19 protein-coding genes and 1 tRNA gene are annotated in these 24,017 nt (G+C 46.8%); 7 read left to right on the top strand and 13 right to left on the bottom strand.

The genetic code is table 11. The annotated features are described in order from the left end of the window. Positions 1–509: 509 nt before the first annotated feature. The 4 genes from M2134_RS13230 to M2134_RS13245 all read right to left on the bottom strand — a co-directional run bounded on the left by M2134_RS13230 (position 510) and on the right by M2134_RS13245 (position 8,421). The gene (locus tag M2134_RS13230) at positions 510–1,505 is read right to left on the bottom strand and encodes a FimB/Mfa2 family fimbrial subunit (RefSeq protein WP_280751530.1); all 996 of its coding nucleotides are present in this window, start codon (positions 1,503–1,505) and stop codon (positions 510–512) included. A gap of 222 nt (positions 1,506–1,727) precedes the next feature. Then, positions 1,728–3,524 carry an Mfa1 family fimbria major subunit gene (locus M2134_RS13235; protein WP_280751531.1) on the bottom strand — a complete coding sequence of 599 codons (1,797 nt, stop codon included), beginning with the start codon at positions 3,522–3,524 and terminating at the stop codon, positions 1,728–1,730. A 64-nt stretch (positions 3,525–3,588) separates the two neighbouring features. Continuing rightward, positions 3,589–5,358 (bottom strand): hypothetical protein, encoded by a 1,770-nt coding sequence (locus M2134_RS13240; protein WP_280751532.1) that lies wholly within the window; start codon positions 5,356–5,358, stop codon positions 3,589–3,591. 24 nt (positions 5,359–5,382) lie between these two features. Then, positions 5,383–8,421: a fimbrial protein gene (locus M2134_RS13245; protein ID WP_280751533.1), complete on the bottom strand. Its 3,039-nt coding sequence runs from the start codon at positions 8,419–8,421 to the stop codon at positions 5,383–5,385. 959 nt (positions 8,422–9,380) lie between these two features. On the opposite strand from M2134_RS13245, the gene ccsA reads away from it, so the two are divergent. Then, complete coding sequence (gene ccsA, locus M2134_RS13250; protein WP_280751534.1) at positions 9,381–11,849, top strand: cytochrome c biogenesis protein CcsA; 2,469 nt, start codon at positions 9,381–9,383, stop codon at positions 11,847–11,849. On the opposite strand, the gene aroC is transcribed toward ccsA, so the two are convergent. Both aroC and M2134_RS13260 read right to left on the bottom strand, forming a co-directional pair. Further along, complete coding sequence (aroC, locus tag M2134_RS13255) at positions 11,809–12,879, bottom strand: chorismate synthase (RefSeq protein WP_280751535.1); 1,071 nt, start codon at positions 12,877–12,879, stop codon at positions 11,809–11,811. The two genes, ccsA and aroC, sit on opposite strands and share 41 nt — an antisense overlap. A 102-nt stretch (positions 12,880–12,981) precedes the next feature. After that, positions 12,982–13,557 (bottom strand): FKBP-type peptidyl-prolyl cis-trans isomerase, encoded by a 576-nt coding sequence (locus tag M2134_RS13260; RefSeq protein ID WP_280751536.1) that lies wholly within the window; start codon positions 13,555–13,557, stop codon positions 12,982–12,984. A gap of 219 nt (positions 13,558–13,776) precedes the next feature. On the opposite strand from M2134_RS13260, the gene M2134_RS13265 reads away from it, so the two are divergent. Together M2134_RS13265 and M2134_RS13270 are read left to right on the top strand one after the other, a co-directional pair. Beyond that, complete coding sequence (locus M2134_RS13265) at positions 13,777–14,211, top strand: thioredoxin domain-containing protein (protein ID WP_280751537.1); 435 nt, start codon at positions 13,777–13,779, stop codon at positions 14,209–14,211. 20 nt (positions 14,212–14,231) lie between these two features. After that, on the top strand, positions 14,232–14,477 hold the full coding sequence (locus tag M2134_RS13270) for a hypothetical protein (RefSeq protein ID WP_280751538.1): 246 nt from the start codon (positions 14,232–14,234) through the stop codon (positions 14,475–14,477). On the opposite strand, the gene M2134_RS13275 is transcribed toward M2134_RS13270, so the two are convergent. The 7 genes from M2134_RS13275 to M2134_RS13305 all read right to left on the bottom strand — a co-directional run bounded on the left by M2134_RS13275 (position 14,462) and on the right by M2134_RS13305 (position 19,520). Further along, positions 14,462–16,048 (bottom strand): FAD-dependent protein, encoded by a 1,587-nt coding sequence (locus tag M2134_RS13275; RefSeq protein WP_280751539.1) that lies wholly within the window; start codon positions 16,046–16,048, stop codon positions 14,462–14,464. The genes M2134_RS13270 and M2134_RS13275 overlap by 16 nt on opposite strands. Positions 16,049–16,068: 20 nt before the next feature. Continuing rightward, on the bottom strand, positions 16,069–17,439 hold the full coding sequence (gene radA, locus M2134_RS13280) for a DNA repair protein RadA (RefSeq protein ID WP_280751540.1): 1,371 nt from the start codon (positions 17,437–17,439) through the stop codon (positions 16,069–16,071). A gap of 31 nt (positions 17,440–17,470) precedes the next feature. Continuing rightward, on the bottom strand, positions 17,471–17,773 hold the full coding sequence (locus M2134_RS13285) for a helix-turn-helix transcriptional regulator (protein ID WP_280751541.1): 303 nt from the start codon (positions 17,771–17,773) through the stop codon (positions 17,471–17,473). Further along, entirely contained in the window at positions 17,757–18,092 is a 336-nt protein-coding gene (locus M2134_RS13290; protein ID WP_280751542.1) for a type II toxin-antitoxin system RelE/ParE family toxin, read from the bottom strand. The genes M2134_RS13285 and M2134_RS13290 overlap by 17 nt, the downstream gene beginning before the upstream one ends. A gap of 60 nt (positions 18,093–18,152) precedes the next feature. Then, complete coding sequence (locus M2134_RS13295) at positions 18,153–18,725, bottom strand: ORF6N domain-containing protein (protein WP_280751543.1); 573 nt, start codon at positions 18,723–18,725, stop codon at positions 18,153–18,155. A gap of 24 nt (positions 18,726–18,749) precedes the next feature. Beyond that, a complete protein-coding gene (locus tag M2134_RS13300; RefSeq protein WP_280751544.1) occupies positions 18,750–19,322 on the bottom strand; it encodes an ORF6N domain-containing protein in 573 nt (190 codons plus the stop codon). Positions 19,323–19,448: 126 nt separating this feature from the next. Then, positions 19,449–19,520: transfer RNA gene (locus M2134_RS13305), tRNA-Arg, on the bottom strand. A gap of 196 nt (positions 19,521–19,716) precedes the next feature. Here M2134_RS13305 and asnA point away from each other — a divergent pair. The 4 genes from asnA to M2134_RS13325 all read left to right on the top strand — a co-directional run bounded on the left by asnA (position 19,717) and on the right by M2134_RS13325 (position 23,977). Continuing rightward, entirely contained in the window at positions 19,717–20,754 is a 1,038-nt protein-coding gene (gene asnA / locus M2134_RS13310) for an aspartate--ammonia ligase (protein WP_280751545.1), read from the top strand. Between the two features lie 134 nt (positions 20,755–20,888). Next, positions 20,889–21,551: a uracil-DNA glycosylase gene (locus M2134_RS13315; RefSeq protein ID WP_280751546.1), complete on the top strand. Its 663-nt coding sequence runs from the start codon at positions 20,889–20,891 to the stop codon at positions 21,549–21,551. Positions 21,552–21,574: 23 nt separating this feature from the next. Further along, entirely contained in the window at positions 21,575–22,483 is a 909-nt protein-coding gene (locus M2134_RS13320; protein WP_280751547.1) for an AraC family transcriptional regulator, read from the top strand. A gap of 120 nt (positions 22,484–22,603) precedes the next feature. Further along, positions 22,604–23,977 carry a sugar porter family MFS transporter gene (locus tag M2134_RS13325; RefSeq protein WP_280751548.1) on the top strand — a complete coding sequence of 458 codons (1,374 nt, stop codon included), beginning with the start codon at positions 22,604–22,606 and terminating at the stop codon, positions 23,975–23,977. Positions 23,978–24,017 lie beyond the last annotated feature (40 nt).

Genomic DNA, 24,017 nt, shown 5'->3' on the forward strand with positions numbered 1-24,017 from the left:
TCACTACCGTAAGCTGCGCTACGCTTGCATACGGTTATGCATAATCTCACGCCTGCGGCGTGCTTTCCCACAAACCTTCCCATCTTCTCCCTTTCCCCCTTTCTCCTTTCTCTCTCCCTTTCCCCCTTTCTCCTTTCTCCTTTCCCCCCTTTCTCCTTATTTGACATTTTGTCAAATTCGCCCGGCTTTTTTTCCGTAAACGCAGGGGTATTTTAAATTACCCGCAGGAGTAACACTTTTTAACGTATCATATTGTAAAGCAAAATGGGGTTTTTGCTTACACTTTGCTTTTGGGGATTTCGACGTTTTAAATTTTATTACCAGTCGAATAACATTCTTTAGTGGAAAATATTAGGCGGGTGGGATCAAACCCCTTACTTTTGTATCGTGGTTTTTTCATAATAGTATTAGATTTAAGGTTAACAAAATTGGTTAGGGGTTGTCGTGAGACAGCCTTTAATTTTTTATATATACCCCTATGAGGGGTAAGCACATAGCTCTCCCCCCGTTTATAACCCAGGATTCTCTTCCTGAATATACCAAGTCCATCCGTTGATATTGATCTGTACGGCGAGCCATTCACCGCCTTCGCCCGGATCGGGGCCGGGTCCGGGATCGGGTGTGTTACCTCCAAAGAGGAAGACGATTTTATATTCATCTTCGCGGTCCAGGTATTCCTGCTTGCCCATGCGGGGCTGTTCCATGGCGGTCCAGAGCAGGAACTGGGTCAGGTTGATATCGAACACCACCTTGCCGGTGTTTTTGTGGGTCACGATAAAACGGGTCTTCCGATCCGCCATCAGTCGCAGGGTGTTCAGTTCCACCATGCCTCCGTTGTCGATCGCCTCCATAAAATAGGGGCGGTAGCTCAGTGTCTCGTCTTCACGCAATGTGTTGTCGTAGTTGAGGTAACCGTTCGATTCGATCAGTTCGTAGGTGTAGTCCGCTACGTTGATCTTCCATTCGGGTGTCACGCCGTTAAACACAAAACGCACCTTATTCGTGTCTTTGATCAGGTTCACCGTATCGGTCTGATGTGCCTTGCCGGTGAAATGGATATCGCGTATCTCGCCATACCATAAGGGCTCCAGTTCTTTGTCGATCACGCGCGAGGCTTCACGTTTCACAAACAATTCCATATCGGTCAGGGTCGACTGCCCCGCCACCATCTCGGGACGGTTGTAGGAGTCGCGTGCCCCTCCCCAGGCCATCACCTTGTAGTCGCCCGGGCGAATAGCCAACGCCATGCGGTAGTCACCGGTTGCCAGTGCCGCCCCCTCGTCGGATTGTTGGAAAAGGAAACGCCCCGCCTCGTCGAACACATAGAGATCGACCTTGTCTACCTGCGTATGAAAAGCATCGGCATACAACATATTATAGTCATAGGTAAACGCCAGGTAGAGCCGGCAGGAGGGCAGATCCTCCTCGATGCAAGAGACCGGCAGGAGAGCCAGTGCCAACAGCGCCGGCAGGAGTTTGGAAAATAAAACAGCTATTTGTCTCATTCATGTATATTTTCATCAGGGAGTGACCCGAAAGCACCTTTGAGTCACCCCTTTGTTATTTTCTATTTCGGTGGATAGTATCCGGCATGCGGATTCCATCAATTATTATCCCGGATGTTAGCGTTCCGGAAACGACTATTTTTTTTGTTTGAAAAAGATGTTGTGGGGGAAAAGAATCCCCCACAACAAAAACCCTTTGGGGCTTATGAAACTAAGAAATAATTAAAGATTTTCTGTCTGGGTGTACCAGGTCCAGGGGTTGATGGTGATCTGAACGGCCAGGTATTTGTCTGATTCTTCATCAGGCGTTTCCGGATCCGGTTTCGGAACAATCGGATATCCCGGGCTATTTATAGAACCAATATGAATATCATACACGGAGTTACGAACCACACCAAATTCTCCTAAAGCATTTACGTTAGAACCTGTTCCTCCGCCTGTGGGAGTGTCATCATCATGCTTGATCATGATTTTGTAATAGCTTACGCCTGCTGCATAGTAGGTCACATTTCCATATGAATCTCCTCCGTGTGCTTTGAGGGCGTTAACAAGAGCAGTAGCATTAAAGGAAGCAGCAACAGTTGCGGCTTTGTCCGCAGCTACATCACCCTCTTCAAATGCGGGAATAGATACTTTCTCAACTCCAGTAACGTTTTTACCTTCTAAATACCCCAGGTAATCATTAAATGCCGTGTAAAGAGCACCAACAGTTCCGTCTGAATAAAAGAGTGTTAGTTCTTTTTTTATCCAATCTCCCAGCGTTGCCATCGTATAATACCCATTGGCGATTTTGATCCAGTCGTATGTAGGATTACTACCAGCTGCTTGATAATAGCTTCCATCTTTGAGCTCGGCTAATTTGAAATGACTTGGATAAACAGTAGCCTTTAATACGGCTTGGGTTGTATAGGCATGATAATTAAATTTAGCAGCCTGGGTGTTTTCTAAGCAATATTCTACATTAGTTTTTATATTTGCTGAAGGAGTTTCAGCGCCTCCAGCACTTCCGCTAGTTACATTTGTCGGACTTTTCCAGTCAATAGCAAAAGAATTACTACTAACAGAGGCATCCACAAAATTATAATTGGCTTTATAGAGATCCGTATATACAAGAGCACCACTATTATACGCAATAACGGACTGATTCGCGTCATCGTAGTTCGGGTCTTTTCTATATGAACCTTGCTTATAAGGCGTAGCGGACCAAATATCAGTATTCAGTTCTGTTTTAGTACGTTCAGACATAGGATAGAATTTCTTATTGGTGATATTCAATCCCCATTGTACGCTATTTTCAACGAATGTGATTTTTATACCACTATCATCTGATGGGGTATCTACATTTTCCGGAGAAGTAGCATTATTATACAATCGTACTTTAGCCACAACGCGGTCTACCACGATGCTTAAGCGTGCATCTGCAGCTTCTGCGGCAGCTGCTGTCGCTTTTGTATTGTCTTGGATATCCCCGTTAGTTACTGTTCCGTCAGAAGCATAGGTGTTCGGCTCCAAGAATCCGGAGGCGTTTGTCATCATAAAGTTGTTTGTTGTTGTCGTCTCATCTTTTGTTTGTTGCGTAACATTAGCAACCGTCGCGGAAATCGCCTGATTCACAGATGAAAAAGTCGATACTCCCGCCGTAATCGTGGGCAGTTTGGAGGACGGGTTTACAATAACCAAAATAGATTTTGCGTTTTTGCTTACCTTAAAGGCATTTGTTTTTGTAAGCCAATCAGTTTCATCCTCCAGTAATGTCAAATCCACCACATTGGTCACAAAAGCAGTAGAGGCGAAATCGTCAAACAGAACCACCTTTATCGAGTTCACTTTTGATTCGTCCGCTTTCCCAATTTCTTGGTCCGGATTGTTAATCGCACGAGTCATGCTCGGGCTGATATTCAACGACAGCCATGCATCTCCTTCCAGGCCGTTACCACCTTCCCCATTCGGAAGATCATCACTACAAGCTGCGAACAACATTGTTGCTGCGGCTAAAGCAAATAAATTTCTCTTTTTCATTTTTTTAATTTAAAATAGTTATACATCGTTCTTATTCTCATTTCTATATTATTTATCTCTTTTTTTACTGCACAAACTCGACCTTGATACGCCGGGTGTATTGGGTATAGACATTCGGACTGGTATATCCCGGGTTTTTCCCGGTCATAAGATATGCCGCGCCTGTTCTCCCGCTCCCATTTGATACATGTATCTGAATCATACCGTCTGATACGCTTATGTTATACTTATCGTTCCGGAGTGATCCCGGAAGAGGAGGTATGGTTGCTGATCCGTCTCCGGTCGGTTTTCCACCATCCGGTGACAATTGGATCCAGTAGTCATCCCCGGTAGGGTTCTCCACCATTCCTCCCACCAGATATTGACCAAAGTTCTGCCAGTTGCCTCCAGCTTTATCCCATTTATAGAGGTAATAGACCTTTTTCCCATCACCGTCTAAGATACCGGAATGAGAAGGAAGAGTATTTCTCATCACAGTGATCTTCTTTTGAAAATTACCATACTTAAGGGTGATCTCACCGGATGTGAAAGATTCCGCGAATTTCACTTTCACACTTCTATTGGCTGAGATACTATTTTCTCCCACAAGGGACAATCCACTGGGCAGCACAATCTGTCTGTTCGTTGGCAGGGTAGCCCCCCCTAAAACGATCGAACAGATCTCATATTCATCCGTAGTATTATTACCAAATCCCATATAGATGGAATTACTGACCGAGAGGTAGTAATCATCGAAAGCGGTTGTTTCATACGCCGAGACATCAGTAACCGTAAGCGTCACATCAACAAGATCATTATTGAATTCCGGCGCGTTGATCGCATCTGTCAAATAGCGATGTCCCGTACCATACACTTTCGTGATCGTAAAGGTATATGCATAGTTACGCAATAAATCAATCTGTGCCGGAGGAGAAGTATTCCCCACAATAGCCATCTTATAATAATAATCATTCCCCTGATAGGTGCCCTTGATAATCAAATGAGTTTTATTCTCTTTGGCCGATTCGAACAGGTAAATTGGCGTAGTCGTTTGGTCGGATGACGAATTCACGTTTGCTATATTACCTGTAGTCGTATAGTGAGTCAGTTTATCCGTTTCTCCGTTCCACGTTGGCAGCGATGCCTGGGCATACCAATAGCCATATCGCGGCGCGTTTCTCACCTGGGTGATGCCATAGAGCTCGAAGTTGGGAGCCTCATTCTCAAGAATCACCTTCGCGGTATTGCGGGTGAGTGATATAGCAGAGCCATCATTATCAATCTTCAGGTCTTTCGTAATCCCGGTTGAAGGTGTAGTAAACTGCGCGCACATCGGCAGATATTTTCCGGCAAAAGGAATAGTCGTCTGCGGACTATTTAGCGGTATACTATACAGATTGCTTTTCGTGAAGCCCAATGATTTGGGAGAAGTTCCACCCAGCCAACTCTTTATATTGGCGGTGGTAAAAGCAACCGTTTCTTCTGTATCTCCCTTATAGAACGACGCTTCGGGATTTGCCAGAATAAGCAACTGACAGGTAGATGTCTGTTTTTCCAATACAACCAGGAAGCGGTTATTGGTAGTTCGTGTTGCCTGTGCCGCTTCTACAAAAACAGCGTTATCGTCACTCCCTTTATAGACTATAACAATGGGTAGGTTCGCATCTGTCTGAATTCCCTCTTCGGCTTTTGTGTGCGGAACCGTATAATCGCTGATACGGGCAAAAAGTTCCACTTGTATCCTTTCAGCAGCTGCTTCTGCCGGTACCAGCTCCTCTTCCACATGACAGGCCGGCAGTAACACAAGAAGCATCACTACGAACGATTGCATGATATGTAGAAATAGGTGTTTCACGTCTTTTTGTTCTTTTTATTCTTTTTATTCTTTGACACAACGGATTGAATATCCGAAATCAGAGTATGAGTTTATGAAAAGGAGATGGTCATACTGTATTTCCATACACCAAGCGCCAGTCGAAATTCGCCTGTCAGCAGTAATAGTCTTATTTTGTGAATTAGTAATTGTTCTCTGATAGTTATCACCATCACGTATCGGACCTACCGATGAACTCCAATAATACCCCGTACTTCCTCTTCCTTGAAAATCTGCCCAGTCGTTAGTGATTCGCCCGGCTGAAGGGAAGAACAGTGACGCTTTTGTAGTTGGATTCACAAACATAAGACCTCTATAGGCTATTTGGGGAGATTTAACATCAACGCCATATCCACTTTGAGTCTTTTGGATTGGTCTGCGATCAAAAAAACCATCGGCATAGAATGTACGATACGTATTATGTATTGCTTTTCTTGCATAGTTACCATTCGTATCACCTGACGGATATGTCCCAGGACCGGAATTTATTACTTCAGTACTGAGGGGATTCCATATTGTAGTAGAATCCGCATTTGAATTGGCATCGCCTGAAAAAGGATAGGTAAAGAGAGATACTCTGTATTCAGAATTTGCAATTTGTGCTCTATAGTCTTGAGTTTCAGAAAGGTCTAAATTGGCTGTAGGAGTCGGTCCATTATATGAAATATCATTTGTAATACCATCCGTTGGACGACGATATCCTTCAGGACAAGTTTCAAAAACATCTTTGTGCTTTTGGGTTGAACCTTCAAGCGAAGCATCCCATCTGACATACCATTTAGCGGGCAAACCGGTTGGTGCCAAAATCCCTTTATTGTACCCTTTGCCACTTATCCATGCAGTCGAATTTTTCACCTCCCCCACCGGGTTAAAAGCACGTCTATAAAAAGGTTCAATGGCAGCGGTGAAAGCCTCGTCATCATATAATCGTAATCCCCACTGGAAAAAAGCACCTCCTTGTGATGGATAGTCAACAAAGTCTCCCCCTTTAACACCTAATTGCACAAAAGCAGGAGGGGTATTTTCTTTAAACCCTGCGGCTGTTAAGTTGTAAGGACTAAACTTCGCTGCCGCTGTTCGAGAATTTCCACTCAATGGCTGATACTTGGCATCAATAGAAGAGAGCGTTCCAATAGTCTCAGTCGGTTCAAACAGATAATCGGGCTCCTCTCCCTGACGTACATATATCGTTTGGGTAATTTGCCTAGGACCATCACCTGAACGCACCCAACACCGCAACGAAACCGTTCCATACCGGGGTTTTCCCTGAGAAGCGCCAGGATTCTCTGAAGTCAATCCTATTCGAAAATAGATTCGCCCCTTTCCTGATACAGAGTTGCCGGGATTAACTGGGTACTTCTCGGCATCTCCGGGATTATTCGTTCCCACTCCGGGATCGTAACTCGGAAGAGAACTAAGAATAATAAAATCATTGTTTGCCGTAGCAGTCCATTCCTTATCCAAATAATGTTGTCCGGTGATGATACGTTCACCTTTTTGGTTATTCCTGTAAAACACACCCAAGTACTGATCTTGTCCTTTCCATTCCGCATTTGCAAAACGTAATCCGTTTTGCGTAAGGTTAACAGTGATTGTTCTCTTAATCTGTGTCCCTGTTGCTCCGGAAGTATCCTCTCCCAATAAAGTTAATGTATAGGTACCTGTTTGTGAAGTACTGTTTTCATAGTCAAGTATCGGATTAGAAAGGGTTTCAGATCTACCTCCATCTGCAAGTATATCCATATATCCGGATCCGGTTTCCGGGTCAAAATGAAATCGAGTAGTCGTATTGGTTCCATCGGCAGTTGCCAAATCATTAAATACCACATTGGTTTCCAATTCTGTTGATCCATTTTTTAAGACAGTAGGCATCACTTTTACGCATGGCATATTGGAGTAAAAAGAGACTCTTACTCCGTTCAAATCGGTCATATTCACCTCGGTATGCGACACATTCAATATTTTATCACCACCGATAGTCCACTCAGCACCGCCTTCGACCCAATCGGAGGCTATGATATTTAATTCGAGTGATTCGCTGATATTACCAATCAGCTCTAAGGCTCCGTTATGAGGGAGCGCGTAGTTGTTGATCTCTGTTTCTGTCTCTTTATCCTTTTGAGGTCGTAGCCAGGTATAGCGGTCGTTATTGGTTATACCTGCCTTATCCATTTTAACCGTTAATCCCACTGCTTTGTCTTTATTTTGATAATCAGCTGATTTAAGTGGATTGGAAGGGATAATGATACGTGTGTTTTCCGCCAATACCGCTTTCCATACGTGTTCGCTCGAAGGAGTCGTTTCCGCAAAAGCCGTTTTCGCAATCGTGTATGAGCTTATCGTTCCCCAACTGATCGAACCGGAGTAAGCTTCCGGATAGAGAGGTACTTTGTCGGGGAGGTTAGTGAGAACCACCCCATTGAAATCGTTTGATAGATCCCGATCGGCTGTAAATGTAAGATCCAACTTAACGGCCATCCGATCTAAGTAAACTTTCAATGGGTTATCTTGCTCCGCTGTGGAGGGAATCGTTATCGTACGATGTATTTCCTTAATCATAGGGATGGCTGTGGTCGCATTGAAAGCGGAAGAAGGGAATGCCTTTGCTTGCAGCTGACCATAGGTAGCGATATCTGCCAATGAGCTGGGCTCGTTGGCGACAAAAACAAACCGGTGATAAGCACCTTTATTGATTTTATGTTTGATGATTCCGTCCGTGTCGCTCGGGCTTATCGCATAAAGCTGATTACTAACACACAAATCCGTTTGATTGAAAACCATCACACGTATGCTTTCAACCGTTGTGTCCAAATTATCTTCTTGATTGATATTCGACTTGGTCAGACTTGCCTGTATTTCGAGATAGGAATCTTCCTCAGCCACTTCATATTCATCTACACAAGAAGTGACCATTGGCAGAAGTGCCAATAGGAATAATAATATATTATTTTTAACGGTCTCTTTGTTTGTTGTTGGCAAATAACGGCACAAAGAAAACACCCCATTGTCTTTCGACAAACAAGTTCTAAACCCCTCTTTATACATACACCCTCTTTCATATCATATGAATCGCCGAGGCGGTCATATGAATGTTATACACACACAGGCTGTTTTTCACAACTAACGCGCGCATCGTTCACGTAATAAAATCTAACTGTTTATGCTGGATTGGATATGTCGAGATAGTAATGGCTACATCAAACGATGTGAATTCTTGACTCTATCTATACGAAGAACTTGGCGCAAATAACAACTAAAAGACAGACTACCATTCTGTCGTGTCTTACCCTTTCTATAGTTGCTTCAAACAGTCGTGGCAAAGATAGGCAAGTTTTGCAAAGAGATCAGCCTAAACCCTGTTTATTATTATTTTTTTTCATGATTTTATTATTTCAGGGCTTATATTTACTTATTTTAACATCTTCCGGTTGTTTTTAAGGCTTTGTTTCTTATTTGCTCCATGAAATTGAAAGGGGAAAGATCAGCCCTCCAACCTCCCCAAGGGGAGGCTAAGGTCGTTTCTTCCAATATTGGAAAGTTGAAGAAATTGAAAGTTGAAAATTGAAAATTGAAAATGGAGGGGAAGGAGGAAGGGGAAGTGTCTTCCAATTTTGGAAGAATTGAAGGTGGGGATCGCGCCGCAGGCGTGAGATAATGCATAACCGTATGCAAGCGTAGCGCAGCTTACGGTATAGCGACTTCCTGTCAATCAAGCGCCGCAGGTGCGAGATCCGCCATAATCCCGCCCCATGCGGGGCTTTTTATAGAGATGATTCACTACCGTAAGCTGCGCTGCGCTTGCATACGGTTATGCATAATCTCACGCCTGCGGCGTGCTTTCCCACAAACCTTCCCATCTTCTCCCTTTCTCCTTTCTCCCTTCTCCTTTCTCCCCCTTCCCCCCCCCCTTCTTTCGGAAATGGGGTGGAGGGATAGCATAATCAAAGTGAAAGTAGTACTTTTGGAGCTTATTACCTGCGTCGCTGAAAAATAAGGGATTCAATATGAAACAAATAGAGAGACTACTATCTTCTTATACGACTACGATTGTGTTGTTGGTGATTTATGCCATTGGTTTGGGTGGGGCTACTTTTATTGAAAAGTATTTCGACACCCTGATGGCTAAGAACCTGGTTTATTATTCTCCGCTGTTTTTTCTGCTTCAGTTCCTCTTGGTGGTGAATTTTGTGGCGGTACTCATTCGTTACAAACTATTTAATCGAAAGAAATGGGGGATGCTTGTGGTGCATTTCTCGTTCGTGGTGATTTTGTTGGGTGCTTTTGTTTCTCATCTGTTTGGTGAAGAGGGGATGATGCATCTGCGGGAAGGGGAGAAGAGCGATCAGCTGATGGTGTACACCTCGGCCGGAACCTACGCCCGTAGTCTGCCTTTTGAGGTGGAATTATTAACGTTTACACTCACCCGTTATCCGGGTTCTACCAGTCCTTCGTCTTATGAGAGCGAGTTACGCCTATATGTAGACGGGGAAACCCGCAAGGCACGTGTCTATATGAATAATGTGTTGGATCTGAAAGGCTATCGTTTCTTTCAGGCTTCATACGATGCCGATGAAAAGGGCACGATCCTGTCGGTCAACCGGGATGTGGCGGGACGTTCGATCACCTATACCGGTTATTGCTGTTTATTGATAGGCTTTGTACTTTGTTTTACCGGCCGGCATTCCCGTTTCAGGCAATTGACCCGTCGATTGAAGGCCTTGCGATCGGAGGCAAGAGTCGTATGCGTCATCCTGTTAACAGGCATAAGCCTGATGGGCGCGGAGGCTAAGAAGATGCCCAATCCGGTACTCGATGCCGTACAGCGTTATGCGATTGATCCCGCCCATGCTGAGAAGTTTGGCGCCTTGCCGGTCCAGTCTTCCAAGGGACGCATACAGCCGATGAATACCTTCTCGTCGGAGATATTGCGGAAGCTGCATAAGTCGGCAACGATCGGTAATATGAATTCGGATCAGTTTCTGATCAGCCTCTGGGCGATGCCGGACAGATGGATGCGTGTGCCTTTTATTGTGGTGTCGAACGATGAGCTGACAGAGATTTACAAACTTAGTAAAGGGGAAATTGCTTATATCGAGGCGTTCGACCATACGGGTAGGTATAAATTTCAGGATCGCCTGGCAGTGGCCTATCATAAGATGCCGGCCGAACGAACCGCTTTTGATAAGGAGCTGATGAAGTTGGACGAGAAGATTAATATTGTCCGTCAGCTTTTGAACCTTCAATTTGTCTCTCTTTTTCCCCGCAGCGATGAACCGGGTCAGACCTGGTATGCTCCCGGCGATGATCTTTCCGGTTGGGTAGGGGAGGACTCGCTGTTTGTTGCCCGGATTATCCCCCATTATATCAGCGAGGTACAGTCGGCTTTGCAGACGGGCGATTGGGCGGGAGCCAATAACGTAGTCGGTCAGGTGACCGCTTATCAGCAGGAGAGGAGTGCGGCGCAGGAGGTGAACCCCCGGCGGATTCAGATGGAGATCAAATACAATCAACTGTCTATTTTTGCGAAAGCGAAAAAGGGCTACCTTGTGTTGGGTGGTTTACTGTTGGTGTTCTCTTTTATCGGTATGTTCCGCCAAAGGAGGTGGCTGACGGGGGTGACGCGGCTGTTGAGCCTGGCGGTTGGCCTTGTGTTTCTGTGTCATTTGGGTGGGATGGCGATGCGCGGGTATATTTCCGGCTATGCTCCCTGGAGTAATTCCTACGAAACGATGGTATATGTGGCCTGGGCCACGGTGTTAGCCGGTATTCTGTTTGCCCGGCGAAGCCCGCTTACCTTTGCCCTGGCGACTCTTTTCGGGGGTATTATCCTGTTTGTCTCCGGCTTGAACTGGATGGATCCCGAGATCAATCCGTTGGTGCCGGTGTTGAAGTCGCCCTGGCTGATGTTTCATGTGGCGGTGATTGTGGCAGCCTATGGTTTCTTTGGTATCAGCTGCCTGATTGGACTGACCAACCAGGGTATGATATTTTGCCTGAAAGAGACGAACAGAGCGTTTTTGTCCTTGCGTATCAAGGAACTGACACTTATCAATGAGATGTCTTTATGGATTGGTTTGGCCTTGATGACGATCGGCACATTCCTCGGCGCTGTCTGGGCGAATGAGTCCTGGGGGCGCTACTGGGGATGGGATCCGAAGGAGACCTGGGCATTGATCACGATGGTGGTCTATGCCGTCACGCTTCATCTTCGGCTTGTGAAGCGGTGGGATAATGCCTGGCTATTCAACCTGATGTCGGTGCTTTCGTTTGCCTCTGTATTGATGACCTATTTCGGCGTCAATTATTTCCTGAGTGGGATGCACTCGTATGGGCAAAACGATAGTGTAAACCACCTGTTTATGTATTTGTATATCGCGGCAGGAGTAGTTCTTTTCCTGGCGATCTTCTCCTATCGTCGCTATAAGAAATGGTTTACTGCCGACTATTCTGCATCAACCAATAATCCAATATAGTCATAGCCGCCATGGCTTCGACGATGGGCACGGCTCTGGGCAGGACGCAAGGGTCGTGGCGACCTCGTGCTTTGAGGAGGGTATCTTCGCCGGTTGTTGTTACGGTCTCCTGCTCCATCAGGATGGTGGCTACCGATTTGAAGGCAACCCGGAAATAGATATCTTCTCCGTTGGAGATGCCTCCCTGGATGCCTCCGGAGTAATTCGTACGGGTGCTGATTGTCCCTTGATTATTAAAGAATAGGTCGTTATGCTCCGAGCCACGATAGAGGCCGGCCTGGAATCCATCACCGTATTCAAAACCTTTCGCGGCGTTGATGCTCAACATAGCGTTGCCTAACGCCGCATGCAGTTTTCCAAATGCCGGCTCTCCCAATCCGGGAGGAACGCCTTGGATCACGCAGGAGATAACGCCACCGATCGTGTCTCCCTGGGCGCGTATTTCGTGGATTAGGGCTTCCATTTCAGCCGCTTTGGCTGGATCGGGGCAGCGAACCGGGTTGGTTTCTATATTATTCAGATCGTAATCCAGGTAGGTTTTATCGAGTTTGATTGAGCCTACCTCTGAGGTGTAGGCCAGGGTGGTGATGCCTTTTAGCTGAAGAATCTGTTTGGCTATGGCACCGGCTACGATGCGCGCAATGGTTTCGCGTGCCGAGGATCGCCCTCCTCCCCGCGGATCGCGCAGTCCGTATTTCTGATCGTAGGTGTAATCGGCATGTGACGGGCGGTATTTCGTCTTCATCTCTTCGTAATCGGAAGAGTGCTGGTTCTCGTTCCATACCAGGAAACCAATCGGCGTACCGGTGGTTTTCCCTTCGTAGAGGCCGGAAAGAAACTGCACCTCATCCGCTTCCTTGCGGGGAGTGGTGATGGACGACTGGCCGGGACGGCGGCGGTTGAGCTCCGCCTGAATGGCTTCCATATTCAATGAAATGCCTGCCGGGCATCCATCAATAACACCTCCTACGGCCGGTCCATGTGACTCGCCGAAGGACGTAAGACGAAAAATTGTACCGAAAGTGTTCACCTTATTCTAATTGAGAATTGAGAATTGAAAATGGATAATTAAGAAACAACGTTTACTTAACAGATTGCTTATCAATTATCCATTCTCAATTATCTATTGTTTTTAGTGGCATCCGCCGCATCCGCAACCATCATTGTGGCCATGGTCGCCACAGTCGCCGCCTTCGCAGTCGCCACAGTTGCAACCACCGGCCGGAGCAGTCAATGCAGCAATCTCTTCGGCTGTCGGCTCATGCACGTCGATCACCTTACCGGTGAAATGCAGCGTTTCGCCAGCCAACGGATGATTGAAGTCCATCACAACCACCTCTTCGCGTACTTCCAACACGGAACCCATCATGCGGTTGCCTTCGTTGTCCATCATAGGCACGGTTTCGCCCTCTTTGATGGCTTCTGAATCGAATTTGCCATCCACCACAAAGATATCTTTGGGCAGCTCGATCACATGATCTTCCTGGTATTCGCCGTAAGCGTCTGCCGCAGGGATCGTGAAATCGAATTCCGCGCCTACTTCCAATCCGCTAAGTGATTTTTCGAAGGCAGGGATCATCATGCCTATTCCGTATATGAATTGTAATGGATTTTCAACGGTAGCCCGTTCCATCAAATCCTGTTCGCCCTCTTCTCCTACGTTCAGGTCATAAGTGACTGCCACGTATTTTCTTGTTGAAATTTTCATTATTCGTTTGTCTTTTTGATGAATATAATACGCAAAGATAATACCAATGAAAGGATTTTGACTCATAAAAAGGGAATTACCAGCTGTTTTAACGTTCAAAAACAGATGCATATCTTACTTTTTAACCAATAAAGTCGATTTTTGAACGGTATCTGTTTCCTATTTTATGCAGATCTTTGCTTCGGTATTAGTAATAACAAATTTGAAAAGAACCTTAGTATGGAACAAACAATCTTAAAAATTAAACCTTGGCATTTGGCAACCGCGTTGATTCTGTTTCTTGCCTGTATCCATGTTGTAGGAGCAACAAGAGAGAACAGTGATTATGTGGTTCCGCAAGCTGAGCAGCTGGAACAGTTGACAGAGGATGAATTCGCGGAAGCGGTCTCGTCCGGTATGAGTTGTGTCCTTTTTTATCACAAAGATAATGATACCTGTCTGGAGGTGGAACAAAACCTGATTCGCGTTCGGGAGGAGTATAAAGACTCGATTCGTTTTTACAAAGTGGATATGGAATCGGTGGACGCCCGCCGCCTTTCCCCGCATGTTAAGGGTATGCCCAGCATACTTATCTTTAAGAATGGCGAAGAAAAGGCCGGTATCATGGGGCATTCTTCAGCAAACAATATTCGGAAAATAATCAATCGCTGCTAAGGAGAGAGGAGGATTTAGGTATGATGAGGTTGATAGGGCAATTTTTCTCTGCCAATCGAAAGGCCCTGATAGGTGTGGTCTTAGGCGGTGTGATAGGTTATTTGTACTGGTACTTCTACGGATGTTACCAGGGGATGTATTATATGTATTCCGAAAATTGGGTGAATATCCTTTTAGGAGGACTCGTCGGTGGCTTGATCGCGACAGCCATAGAGGAGGCGCGTAGCGTGCAAACGGAAAAGGAGGGCGTTCACAACGCGGCATAGGCTTGAGCTACCGCTTCGGCACAGCTCTCGCCATCCATGGCTGCTGAGACGATGCCCCCGGCATATCCGGCTCCCTCTCCGCAGGGGAAGAGTCCTTGTAGGGTGACGTGCTGACAGGTCTCGCGGTCGCGCAGGATACGAACGGGGGAAGAGGTGCGTGTCTCTACCCCGATCATCAACGCCTCGTTGGTCAGGAAACCGGGCGCTTTCCGCCCAAACTGCCGGAAGCCATCCTGCAGGCGTGAGGCGATAAAGGTCGGCATCCAGAAGTGCAAAGGAGAGGCGATCAATCCAGGCGTATAGGAGGAATCCGGTAGGTCGAAAGAGTTCTTTTTCCGGATAAAGTCCTCCATGCGTTGTGCCGGAGCGATCTGTTTCTGTCCTCCGTTCAGCCAGTTAAGCTCTTCCAAGCGCTCCTGGAAAGCCATCAGGGCAAGAGGGGAGTCGGGTGGCACGATCATCTTTTCTCCTTTCATCAGGGCCGGGTAGTCTTCCGGTCGGATCTCGACGACCATGCCCGAGTTGGCCCAGCGCGAACCCCGGTTGGAGGGTGACATACCATTGACTACCACCTGGCGGGGACCACTGGCGGCGGGCACGACAAAACCACCGGGACACATGCAAAAGGAATAGACACCGCGCCCGTCAGCCTGGGCAACGAAGCTGTATTCCGCCGCCGGGAGATAGTCGCCTCGGCCCTCTTTGCGGTGATACTGGATCTGATCGATCAGCTGCTGCGGGTGTTCCAGGCGGACACCGACGGCAATGCCTTTGGCTTCTATGGGGATTTGTTGCTCGTATAGGTAATTATACACATCGCGGGCGGAGTGACCGGTGGCCAAAATCACCGGGCCGTGGAAGGTCTCGCCCCGTTGGGTCTCGATGCCTATCACTTGCTTTTTATCGATCAATAATCGCTCCATGCGTGTCTCAAAATGCACCTCTCCGCCGCTGCGGATGATCTGTTCGCGCATATTCTCGATGACACGCGGCAGTTTGTCTGTGCCGATATGCGGATGAGCATCCGCCAGGATGGAGGTGCTGGCGCCATGCTGGCAGAACACCTGTAATATTTTATCTACCGATCCCCGTTTCTTGCTTCGGGTATAGAGTTTCCCATCCGAAAAAGCCCCGGCGCCCCCTTCGCCGAATGAATAGTTCGATTCGGGGTTTACCTGATGTTCCCGGCTGATCAAAGCAATGTCTTTCCGACGGTTATGCACATCTTTTCCGCGTTCGACCACAATAGGGCGCAAGCCCAGTTCGATCAATCGCAAGGCGGCAAACAGCCCGCCCGGTCCGGCGCCGACCACAACGACCGGCTTTTCTTGCGACACATCCGGATAGGCAACCACCGGATATTCATTCTCCTCGGGTGGTTCGTTGATAAACAGACGCAACTTTATGTTGAGGTAGATCGTACGTTGCCGGGCATCGATAGACCGCTTCAATACACGCACGGCTGTGATGGCAGATAGCTGTTCACCGGTTTCACGCGCAGCCACCTGTTTTAATGCCTGTTCATTGACTGCCTCTTCGGGCAGAAGGCGTAGTTGGAGTTCTTTGATCATGGGTGGATTTGTTGTTTTGATCAACTAAATAATTGTCGGAAGGCATCTTCTACTTTTCTGACCTGGATGATTTTGATTTTGCTCTTTGAGGTATCGAAGCCTTTTAGGTTGTTATGCGGGATAAGAATCCGGTCGAAGCCAAGTTTCTCGGCTTCCAGGATGCGCTGTTCGATGCGGTTCACCGGGCGTATCTCGCCGGATAATCCGACTTCGCCTGCCAGACAGGTGCCAGGTTCTATGGTGATATCCAGGCTGGAAGAGAGGATGGCGCTAATCACTGCCATATCGATGGCCGGGTCGTTTACCCGCAATCCGCCGGCAATATTGAGAAAGACATCTTTTTGCCCCAACTTGAAACCGGCTCGTTTCTCCAATACGGCCAATAGCATGTTCATGCGGCGGATGTCAAAGCCGGTAGCACTACGCTGAGGTGTGCCGTAGACGGCAGAGCTGACCAATGCCTGTGTCTCGATCAGGAAAGGGCGAATGCCTTCGATCGTGGCGGCAATGGCTACTCCGCTCAATCCCTCATGATTCTGTGTCAGTAGGAGTTCGGAGGGGTTACTCACCTGGCGCAGGCCGTTTTGCCGCATTTCGTAGATGCCCAGTTCGGCTGTGCTGCCGAAGCGGTTCTTGATGCTGCGGAGGATGCGGTACATATAGTGTTGGTCGCCTTCAAACTGAAGCACTGTATCGACGATATGTTCTAATACCTTGGGCCCGGCAATGCTGCCTTCTTTGTTGATATGGCCAATAAGCAATACCGGTACGCCGGTCTCTTTGGCATACTTTAGGATAGAGGCGCTACATTCGCGTACTTGGGAGACACTGCCTGGCGATGACTCAACGCTTTCCGTGTAGACAGTCTGAATCGAATCGACAATCATCAGGTCCGGTTGGATATTCTGTGCCTGCACAAAGATCTGCTCCAGTTGTGTCTCGGGAAGAATATAGCAGTCGGTATCGTCGTTGGATAGGCGTTCGGCACGGAGTTTCAATTGCCGTCCGCTCTCTTCGCCCGATACATAGAGTGTCTTTAAGCCCTTCAGTCCTAATACCGTTTGCAATACCAGGGTAGATTTGCCAATGCCCGGTTCGCCGCCGATCAATACCAGGGAGCCTTTCACCAGGCCGCCCCCCAGGACACGGTTTAGTTCCGCATCCCCCAGGTCGATGCGCACCTCTTCTTCCGTCGTAATATCACGGAGTAGGGTAGGGCGGACCTTCCCCTGATCGGTAATGCCCGGAATTGTACGTTTGGCAGCCGATTCTTTGGTTACCAGCTCTTCTACATAGGTGTTCCAGGCTCCGCAAGCGGGACATTTACCAATCCATTTGGGTGAATCGGCACCACAGTCGGAGCATATATATACTGATTTTGTTTTTGCCATAATGCGGGTGGAATTAAACGTCCGGGTTTAGTTAAGCAATAGGCTTTACTATCTCTATTTTCAGACCAAGAGCCTCAATAATCCGGCAAAACGTACTTATGCCTGGTTCTACTATCCCCTTTTCTATTTTTGAAATATAAGATTTGTTGCTACCGATACGATCAGCAAGTTCAGTTTGAGTCATTTTCTCTTTCTTTCTTGCTTCACAGATGATTTGTCCCATGCAATAAGCATACGCTTCTCTCCGAAATTCTTCTCGTTCAGGAGTGCCCACCTTGCCATACAAATTATCTAATACGGCATCCATACTTCCAACGTTAGGGTTTACTTGCATAATATTCATTTTTTAATTTCAGTGCCTGTTCTATTTCGCTATCGGGTGTTTTCTGTGTCTTTTTCTGAAAGCCGTTAAATAGCATTACTATATTGCCATCGTCAAAGATAAAAAACGCACGATAAATATTGCCATTTGATGATGCTCTCAACTCATACAAACCATCACGTATTGACTTTACAAAATTCGCGTTTACCCTTTGCTGAGTTTTAAGTATATCAAGAACATAGGAGATTTTTTTCTTTGCAGCATCATCTAATGACATAAAGAATTCTATAAAGTAGTGTTTATAGTATAAAATCTTCCTCTCGTTATCCATAATGCAAATATAGTAAAAGTTTCTTTATTTGACAACTTTTTTAGACTGTGGAGTATATGGTTACTTCTCCGACTTCCTAAACCCTATCGGATTGCGGGGCTTATTCGCTTGCTTATGTTTTGCCGCCAATTCAGCCAATGCGATATAGATATCGTCAAACTCTTTCTGCGTGTCTTCCGACAAGTCGTTTATGGCCGCTAATGTCTCTTCGCTGATTTCTTCCAATGTTTTGATGCGATCGATTAAGGCTGGTAACATGTTTTCTTCTTTGGCGAAAGTGAGCACATTGCGCATTGCTACAAAAGCACGCATGATCTTAATGTTCATGTCTATGGCAATCTCACTGTTAAGAAGTCCGGACAGCATAGCTAGCCCCTGTTCTGTGAAGGCATAAGGCATAGCCGTTTTGGGCCTTTTATTTGGATATGTCGTCACAAATTGTGATGACATATCTTCCCATTCTTCCGGAGATAACCGAAACATAAAATCTGGAGGGAATCGCCTCATATTACGCTTAACCGCTTGATTAAGCACTCTCGTTTCTACTTGGTACATTTCTGCCAGATCAAAGTCCAGCATCACCCGCTGGCCTCTGATTTCGTATATCTTACTTTGTATAAGTGCTAATTCCATGATATAAATAGTATAACAGTTTTTTTATTCCTCCGGTTTTCTAAACCCGATCGGATTGCGGGGTTTATTCTCCTGCTTGTGTTTTGCCGCCAATTCAGCCAATGCGATATAGATATCGTCAAACTCTTTCTGCGTATCTTCCGACAAGTCGTTTATGGCCGTAAATGTCTCTTCGCTGACTTCTTCCAATGCTTTGATGCGATTGATTAAGGCCGGTAGCATGTTTTCTTCTTTGGTCGTGGTCAATACATTACGCACGGCGACAAATGCACGCATGATGCTTATATTTACCTGAACAGCAACGGGAGAGCGCAATACTCCAGATAGCATAGCCACCCCTTCCTGTGTAAATGCAAATGGTTGACTTGGACTAAACTTAACACCTTCCGGGAGGTTGTCGCAATTTGCGATAACCTCTTGCCACTCCTCTTTAGTCAGTTGAAACATAAAGTCTGAAGGAAACCTCTCGAGATTACGCTTTACCTGCTCCTTTAGTCGCCTTGTCTCCACTCTATACATATCTGCCAGATCAAAATCAAACATTACTTTAGAGCCTCGTATTTCATATATATTATTTTGTGTTGAGATAAGTTTCATAAGGTTATGATTATAACGGTTCTTTCTTTTATTCCTTCCTTCCCTTACCGTATTGGAATAGATAGGGTGCAAAATACAAAAAAAACGATAACCGACCGTCGTCAGTTATCGTTTTTTTGTTGCTTGTACACCCATGGGGAGTCGAACCCCAATCGCTGGAACCGGAATCCAGTATTCTATCCATTGAACTATGGGTGCGGATAAATGATGGGCAAAAGTACATATATTCTCTTAGTTTCGCAAATGAAGAACTGAAATAATCGATTTTGATAAAATGTACATTGCACGCCTATGATTGCTTTCTTTTTGCGTTAAATACGGTGTTTTAGATTGCAAATTTGATATATATCGCTATCTTTGCCAGCCATAAGCACATAGACAAAGCACAATAGAAATGAGCTATTTAATAAAACCTGCCGGATACAAAGCACTGCTTAATCTGTGTCAGACCGAATTGGGGATTAAAAAGATCAAGGATATCTTTCAGCAAAATCTCTCTTCCGAGTTGCGGTTGCGTCGTGTAACTGCGCCTCTTTTTGTTTTAAAAGGATTAGGGATTAACGACGACTTAAACGGTGTCGAACGTGCTGTGAGCTTTCCCATCAAAGACTTAGAAGATGCCCGAGCAGAGATTGTTCACTCATTGGCCAAATGGAAGCGACTGACGCTGGCTGACTATGAGGTGGAGAAAGGGTATGGCATTTATACCGATATGAACGCGATCCGCTCTGACGAAGAATTGGGTAACTTACACTCCTTGTATGTCGATCAATGGGACTGGGAGCGTGTGATGAGCCGGGAAGAACGGACGGTGGACTTTCTGAAAGAAATCGTGCGGCGCATTTATGCGGCGATGGTACGCACCGAATATCTTGTGTATGAGATGTTTCCCCGCATCAAGCCGATCCTTCCGCAGGAGATCTTTTTCATTCATTCCGAAGAATTATATCAAAGATATCCGAACTTCACCCCGAAAGAGCGTGAAGACGCGATCGCGAAAGAGTATGGTGCGGTCTTTATTATCGGGATCGGTTGTCTGTTGAGCAACGGAGAAAAGCATGACGGACGCGCACCTGACTACGACGACTGGTCGACCATCGGTGAGAACGGATTGCCGGGATTAAACGGCGACCTATTGGTCTGGGACGATATCCTGGGACGCTCTATGGAACTCTCTTCGATGGGTATTCGTGTTGACAAAGAGGCATTGCTCCACCAGTTGAAGATCTGTGGAGCAGAAGATCGCAAAGAGCTCTATTTCCATCAACGCCTGTTGAACGATGAACTACCCCTCAGCATCGGTGGTGGTATCGGGCAAAGCCGTTTGTGTATGTTCTATTTGCGCAAGGCGCATGTGGGTGAGATCCAGGCTAGTATCTGGCCGGACGATATGCGAAAGGAGGCCGCTGAGGCAGGAATGCCGTTAATTTAATTGAAAATTGAAAGTTGAAAATTGAAAATGGGAATACGTAGCAACTTTCCATTTTTAACTTTGCTTTACGCTGCGCTAAGCGATTTACAATTCAATTTTCAATTTTCAATTTTCAACTTTCAATTTATATAACTGTGGACGTAAAGATCGAACAGAGCTGGAAAGAACGTTTGGTGCCGGAATTTGAAAAAGATTATTTCCGGCAGCTGACTGCTTTTGTGCGCGAAGAATATCGGCAAACGACGGTATATCCTCCCGGCTCCGCTATCTTCAATGCGTTTGCCCATTGCCCATTCGAGAAGGTAAAGGTGGTCATCCTGGGACAGGATCCCTATCATGAGCCCCGGCAGGCACATGGTCTCTGCTTCTCTGTGCAGGAAGGCGTGAATCCGCCCCCCTCATTAGTAAATATATTTAAGGAACTGCAGGATGATCTCGGCATTGCGCCGCCACCCACCGGAAATCTCATGCGTTGGGCCGATCAAGGTGTGCTTCTGTTGAACGCCACCTTAACCGTACGTGCCCACCAGGCAGGGTCGCACCAGAACAAAGGATGGGAAACCTTTACAGATGCCGTGATTCATCGCCTCACAGAAGAGCGTGAACAGATCGTGTACATTCTTTGGGGCTCTTATGCACAGCGTAAAGGGGCGTTTATCAATACCTCCCGTAACCTGGTACTCAAATCGCCGCACCCATCCCCTCTCTCTTCTTACCGAGGCTTTTTCGGTAGCAAGCCCTTCTCCCGCACCAACGACTACCTGATCGCTACCGGCCAGGAACCTATTCGTTGGTAAACTTCAATCTGTTTGATGGGATCATGGAAAACAGGCTTGCGGATGGTTTTAAGGGGGAGAAGGCGATTGTGACGCCCTACAATGTCAGGGCTTTCCAGGCAGCGAATGAGATCACAAAACAATTGTATGTGACGCATATCGGCTATTACCCGAATGCCCGCTCTCACTATCGCGTGCGGGAAGAGGGTGCCAAGGAGAACCTCTTTATCTATTGTGAGAAAGGGGAGGGTTGGGTCGAATGTGAGGGCGAGCGTTACCGGCTGAAAGAGAACTGTTACTTTATTATCCCCGCCGGTGCGAAGCATGCCTACGGAGCGGATGCCCGGAACCCCTGGAGCATTTATTGGCTACACTTCCTGGGGGAAAACAGCGTGATGTTTTCGTCTATCATGGGCAAACTCATCCATATCGAACAGGCGGAGCGAAGCCGGCAGCAAGACCGCATGGCGCTGTTCAATGAGATGTATCAAAACCTCGACATGGGCTATAATCCGGAGAACCTGGAGTATATCAGTTTTTGCCTGATGCACTTTTTGGCTTCGCTCAAATATGTGTCGCAATACCGGGAGATCAAAAAACCGCAAGAGAGCGATATCATTCAAAAATCCATTCTTTACATGAAAGACCACCTCGAAGAGAAGGTCTCATTGGAAGATATCGCCGAAGCGGTCGGTTACTCCAGTTCGCATCTCAACGCGCTGTTTACGCAGCGCACCTCCTATTCCCCCGTTGAGTATTATAACCAGTTGAGGATTCAGCGCGCCTGTAGCTATTTGCAATTCTCTACCTTAAAAATCAAAGAGATTGCTTTCCGACTAAACTACTATGATCCGTTCCATTTCTCCAACGCGTTTCATAAGGAGATGGGAATCACCCCCAAAGAGTACCGAAAGCGCTATCAGGACACCAATATGCCTAAGATTGGCGAGTAACCCGCGACCGGCTTTCTTTCGAATCGTTATTATTTCCATGTTTTACGGGACAATTTCCATTTTTGTTGTTTCCCGAAGCCCTACTTTTGCCCTGTATAGTTTTACTTAAATCGATCAATCATGTATAAACACAAGAAATCTTATCTCTTATTGATCACTTTTGTCTCCGCTATGGGTGGCTTGCTTTTTGGTTACGACTGGGTGGTTATCGGTGGCGCAAAGATATTTTATGAGCCTTTTTTCAGTCTGGAGGGTTCGGCTGCCCTGCGTGGATGGGCGATGAGCAGTGCGCTGCTCGGCTGCCTGGTGGGCGCTTTATTAGCCGGTCTTTGGAGCGACCGCTACGGACGGAAGAAGATGTTGATCATAGCCGCGGTATTGTTTTCTGTCTCCGCCTACGGTACCGGGGCGGTCGATCAGTTTGTTTGGTTCATCCTTTATCGCATCCTTGGCGGGTTTGGCATCGGCATCGCTTCCAATATATCGCCTATCTATATCGCGGAGGTGTCGCCCGCTTCGGTGCGCGGACGGTTTGTGTCGTTGAATCAGTTGACCATTGTACTGGGCATATTAGCGGCTCAGATTGTCAATTGGCAGATCGGCGACTATTATATGCCGGACAAAACGGCACTCTCGGCAGCGGGCATCGAATGGGCGTGGCGCTGGATGTTCTGGGCGGAATTGGTTCCGGCTCTCCTGTTCTTTCTATTGGCTTTTATCATTCCCGAAAGCCCGCGCTGGCTGGCACTCAACGAAAAGAGGGAGGCTGCCCGAAAGGTATTTGCCCGGATCGGTGGCGAGGCGTATGCGGATAATGAGTTGCAGGAGATAAGTAGATCAACTGATAATCAGGAGAAGACAAATTGGAAAGCCTTGTTTCAACCCAATGTACGCAGGGTATTGGTGATAGGCATAGTCTTGGCTGTCTTCCAGCAGTGGTGCGGTATTAATGTGATCTTCAATTACGCGCATGAGATATTTTCGGCGGCGGGATATGCCGTGTCCGATGTGTTGATGAATATTGTGGTGACCGGTGTGACCAATGTGATATTCACCTTTGTGGCGATCTATACCGTCGACCGTTGGGGGCGTCGCGCATTGATGTTTGTCGGATCGGCCGGATTGGCTATTCTATACCTGGTGTTAGGCGCCGGCTATTACTTCGGCATGACCGGATGGCCTATGCTTTTATTGGTGGTCCTGGCGATTGCCTGTTATGCTATGTCGTTGGCACCGATCGTCTGGGTGGTGTTGTCCGAGATATTCCCCAACCGGATACGGGGTGCCGCAATGGCGGTATCGACCTTCTTTTTGTGGGTTGCCAGTTTTCTGCTTACCTATACCTTCCCGCTGTTGAACGAATGGTTAGGGGCTTCGGGCACATTCTGGATCTATGGCGGTATTTGCCTGGCCGGATTCCTGTTTATCCGCGCGCAGTTGCCGGAGACAAAGGGTAAGTCGTTGGAAGAAATCGAAAAAGAATTAATCAACTAATAATGGAAAAGAGAGTAGATGACCTGACCAGGCCGACCGT

The organism is Parabacteroides sp. PM6-13, from assembly GCF_029892605.1.
Classification (GTDB): domain Bacteria; phylum Bacteroidota; class Bacteroidia; order Bacteroidales; family Tannerellaceae; genus QVMG01.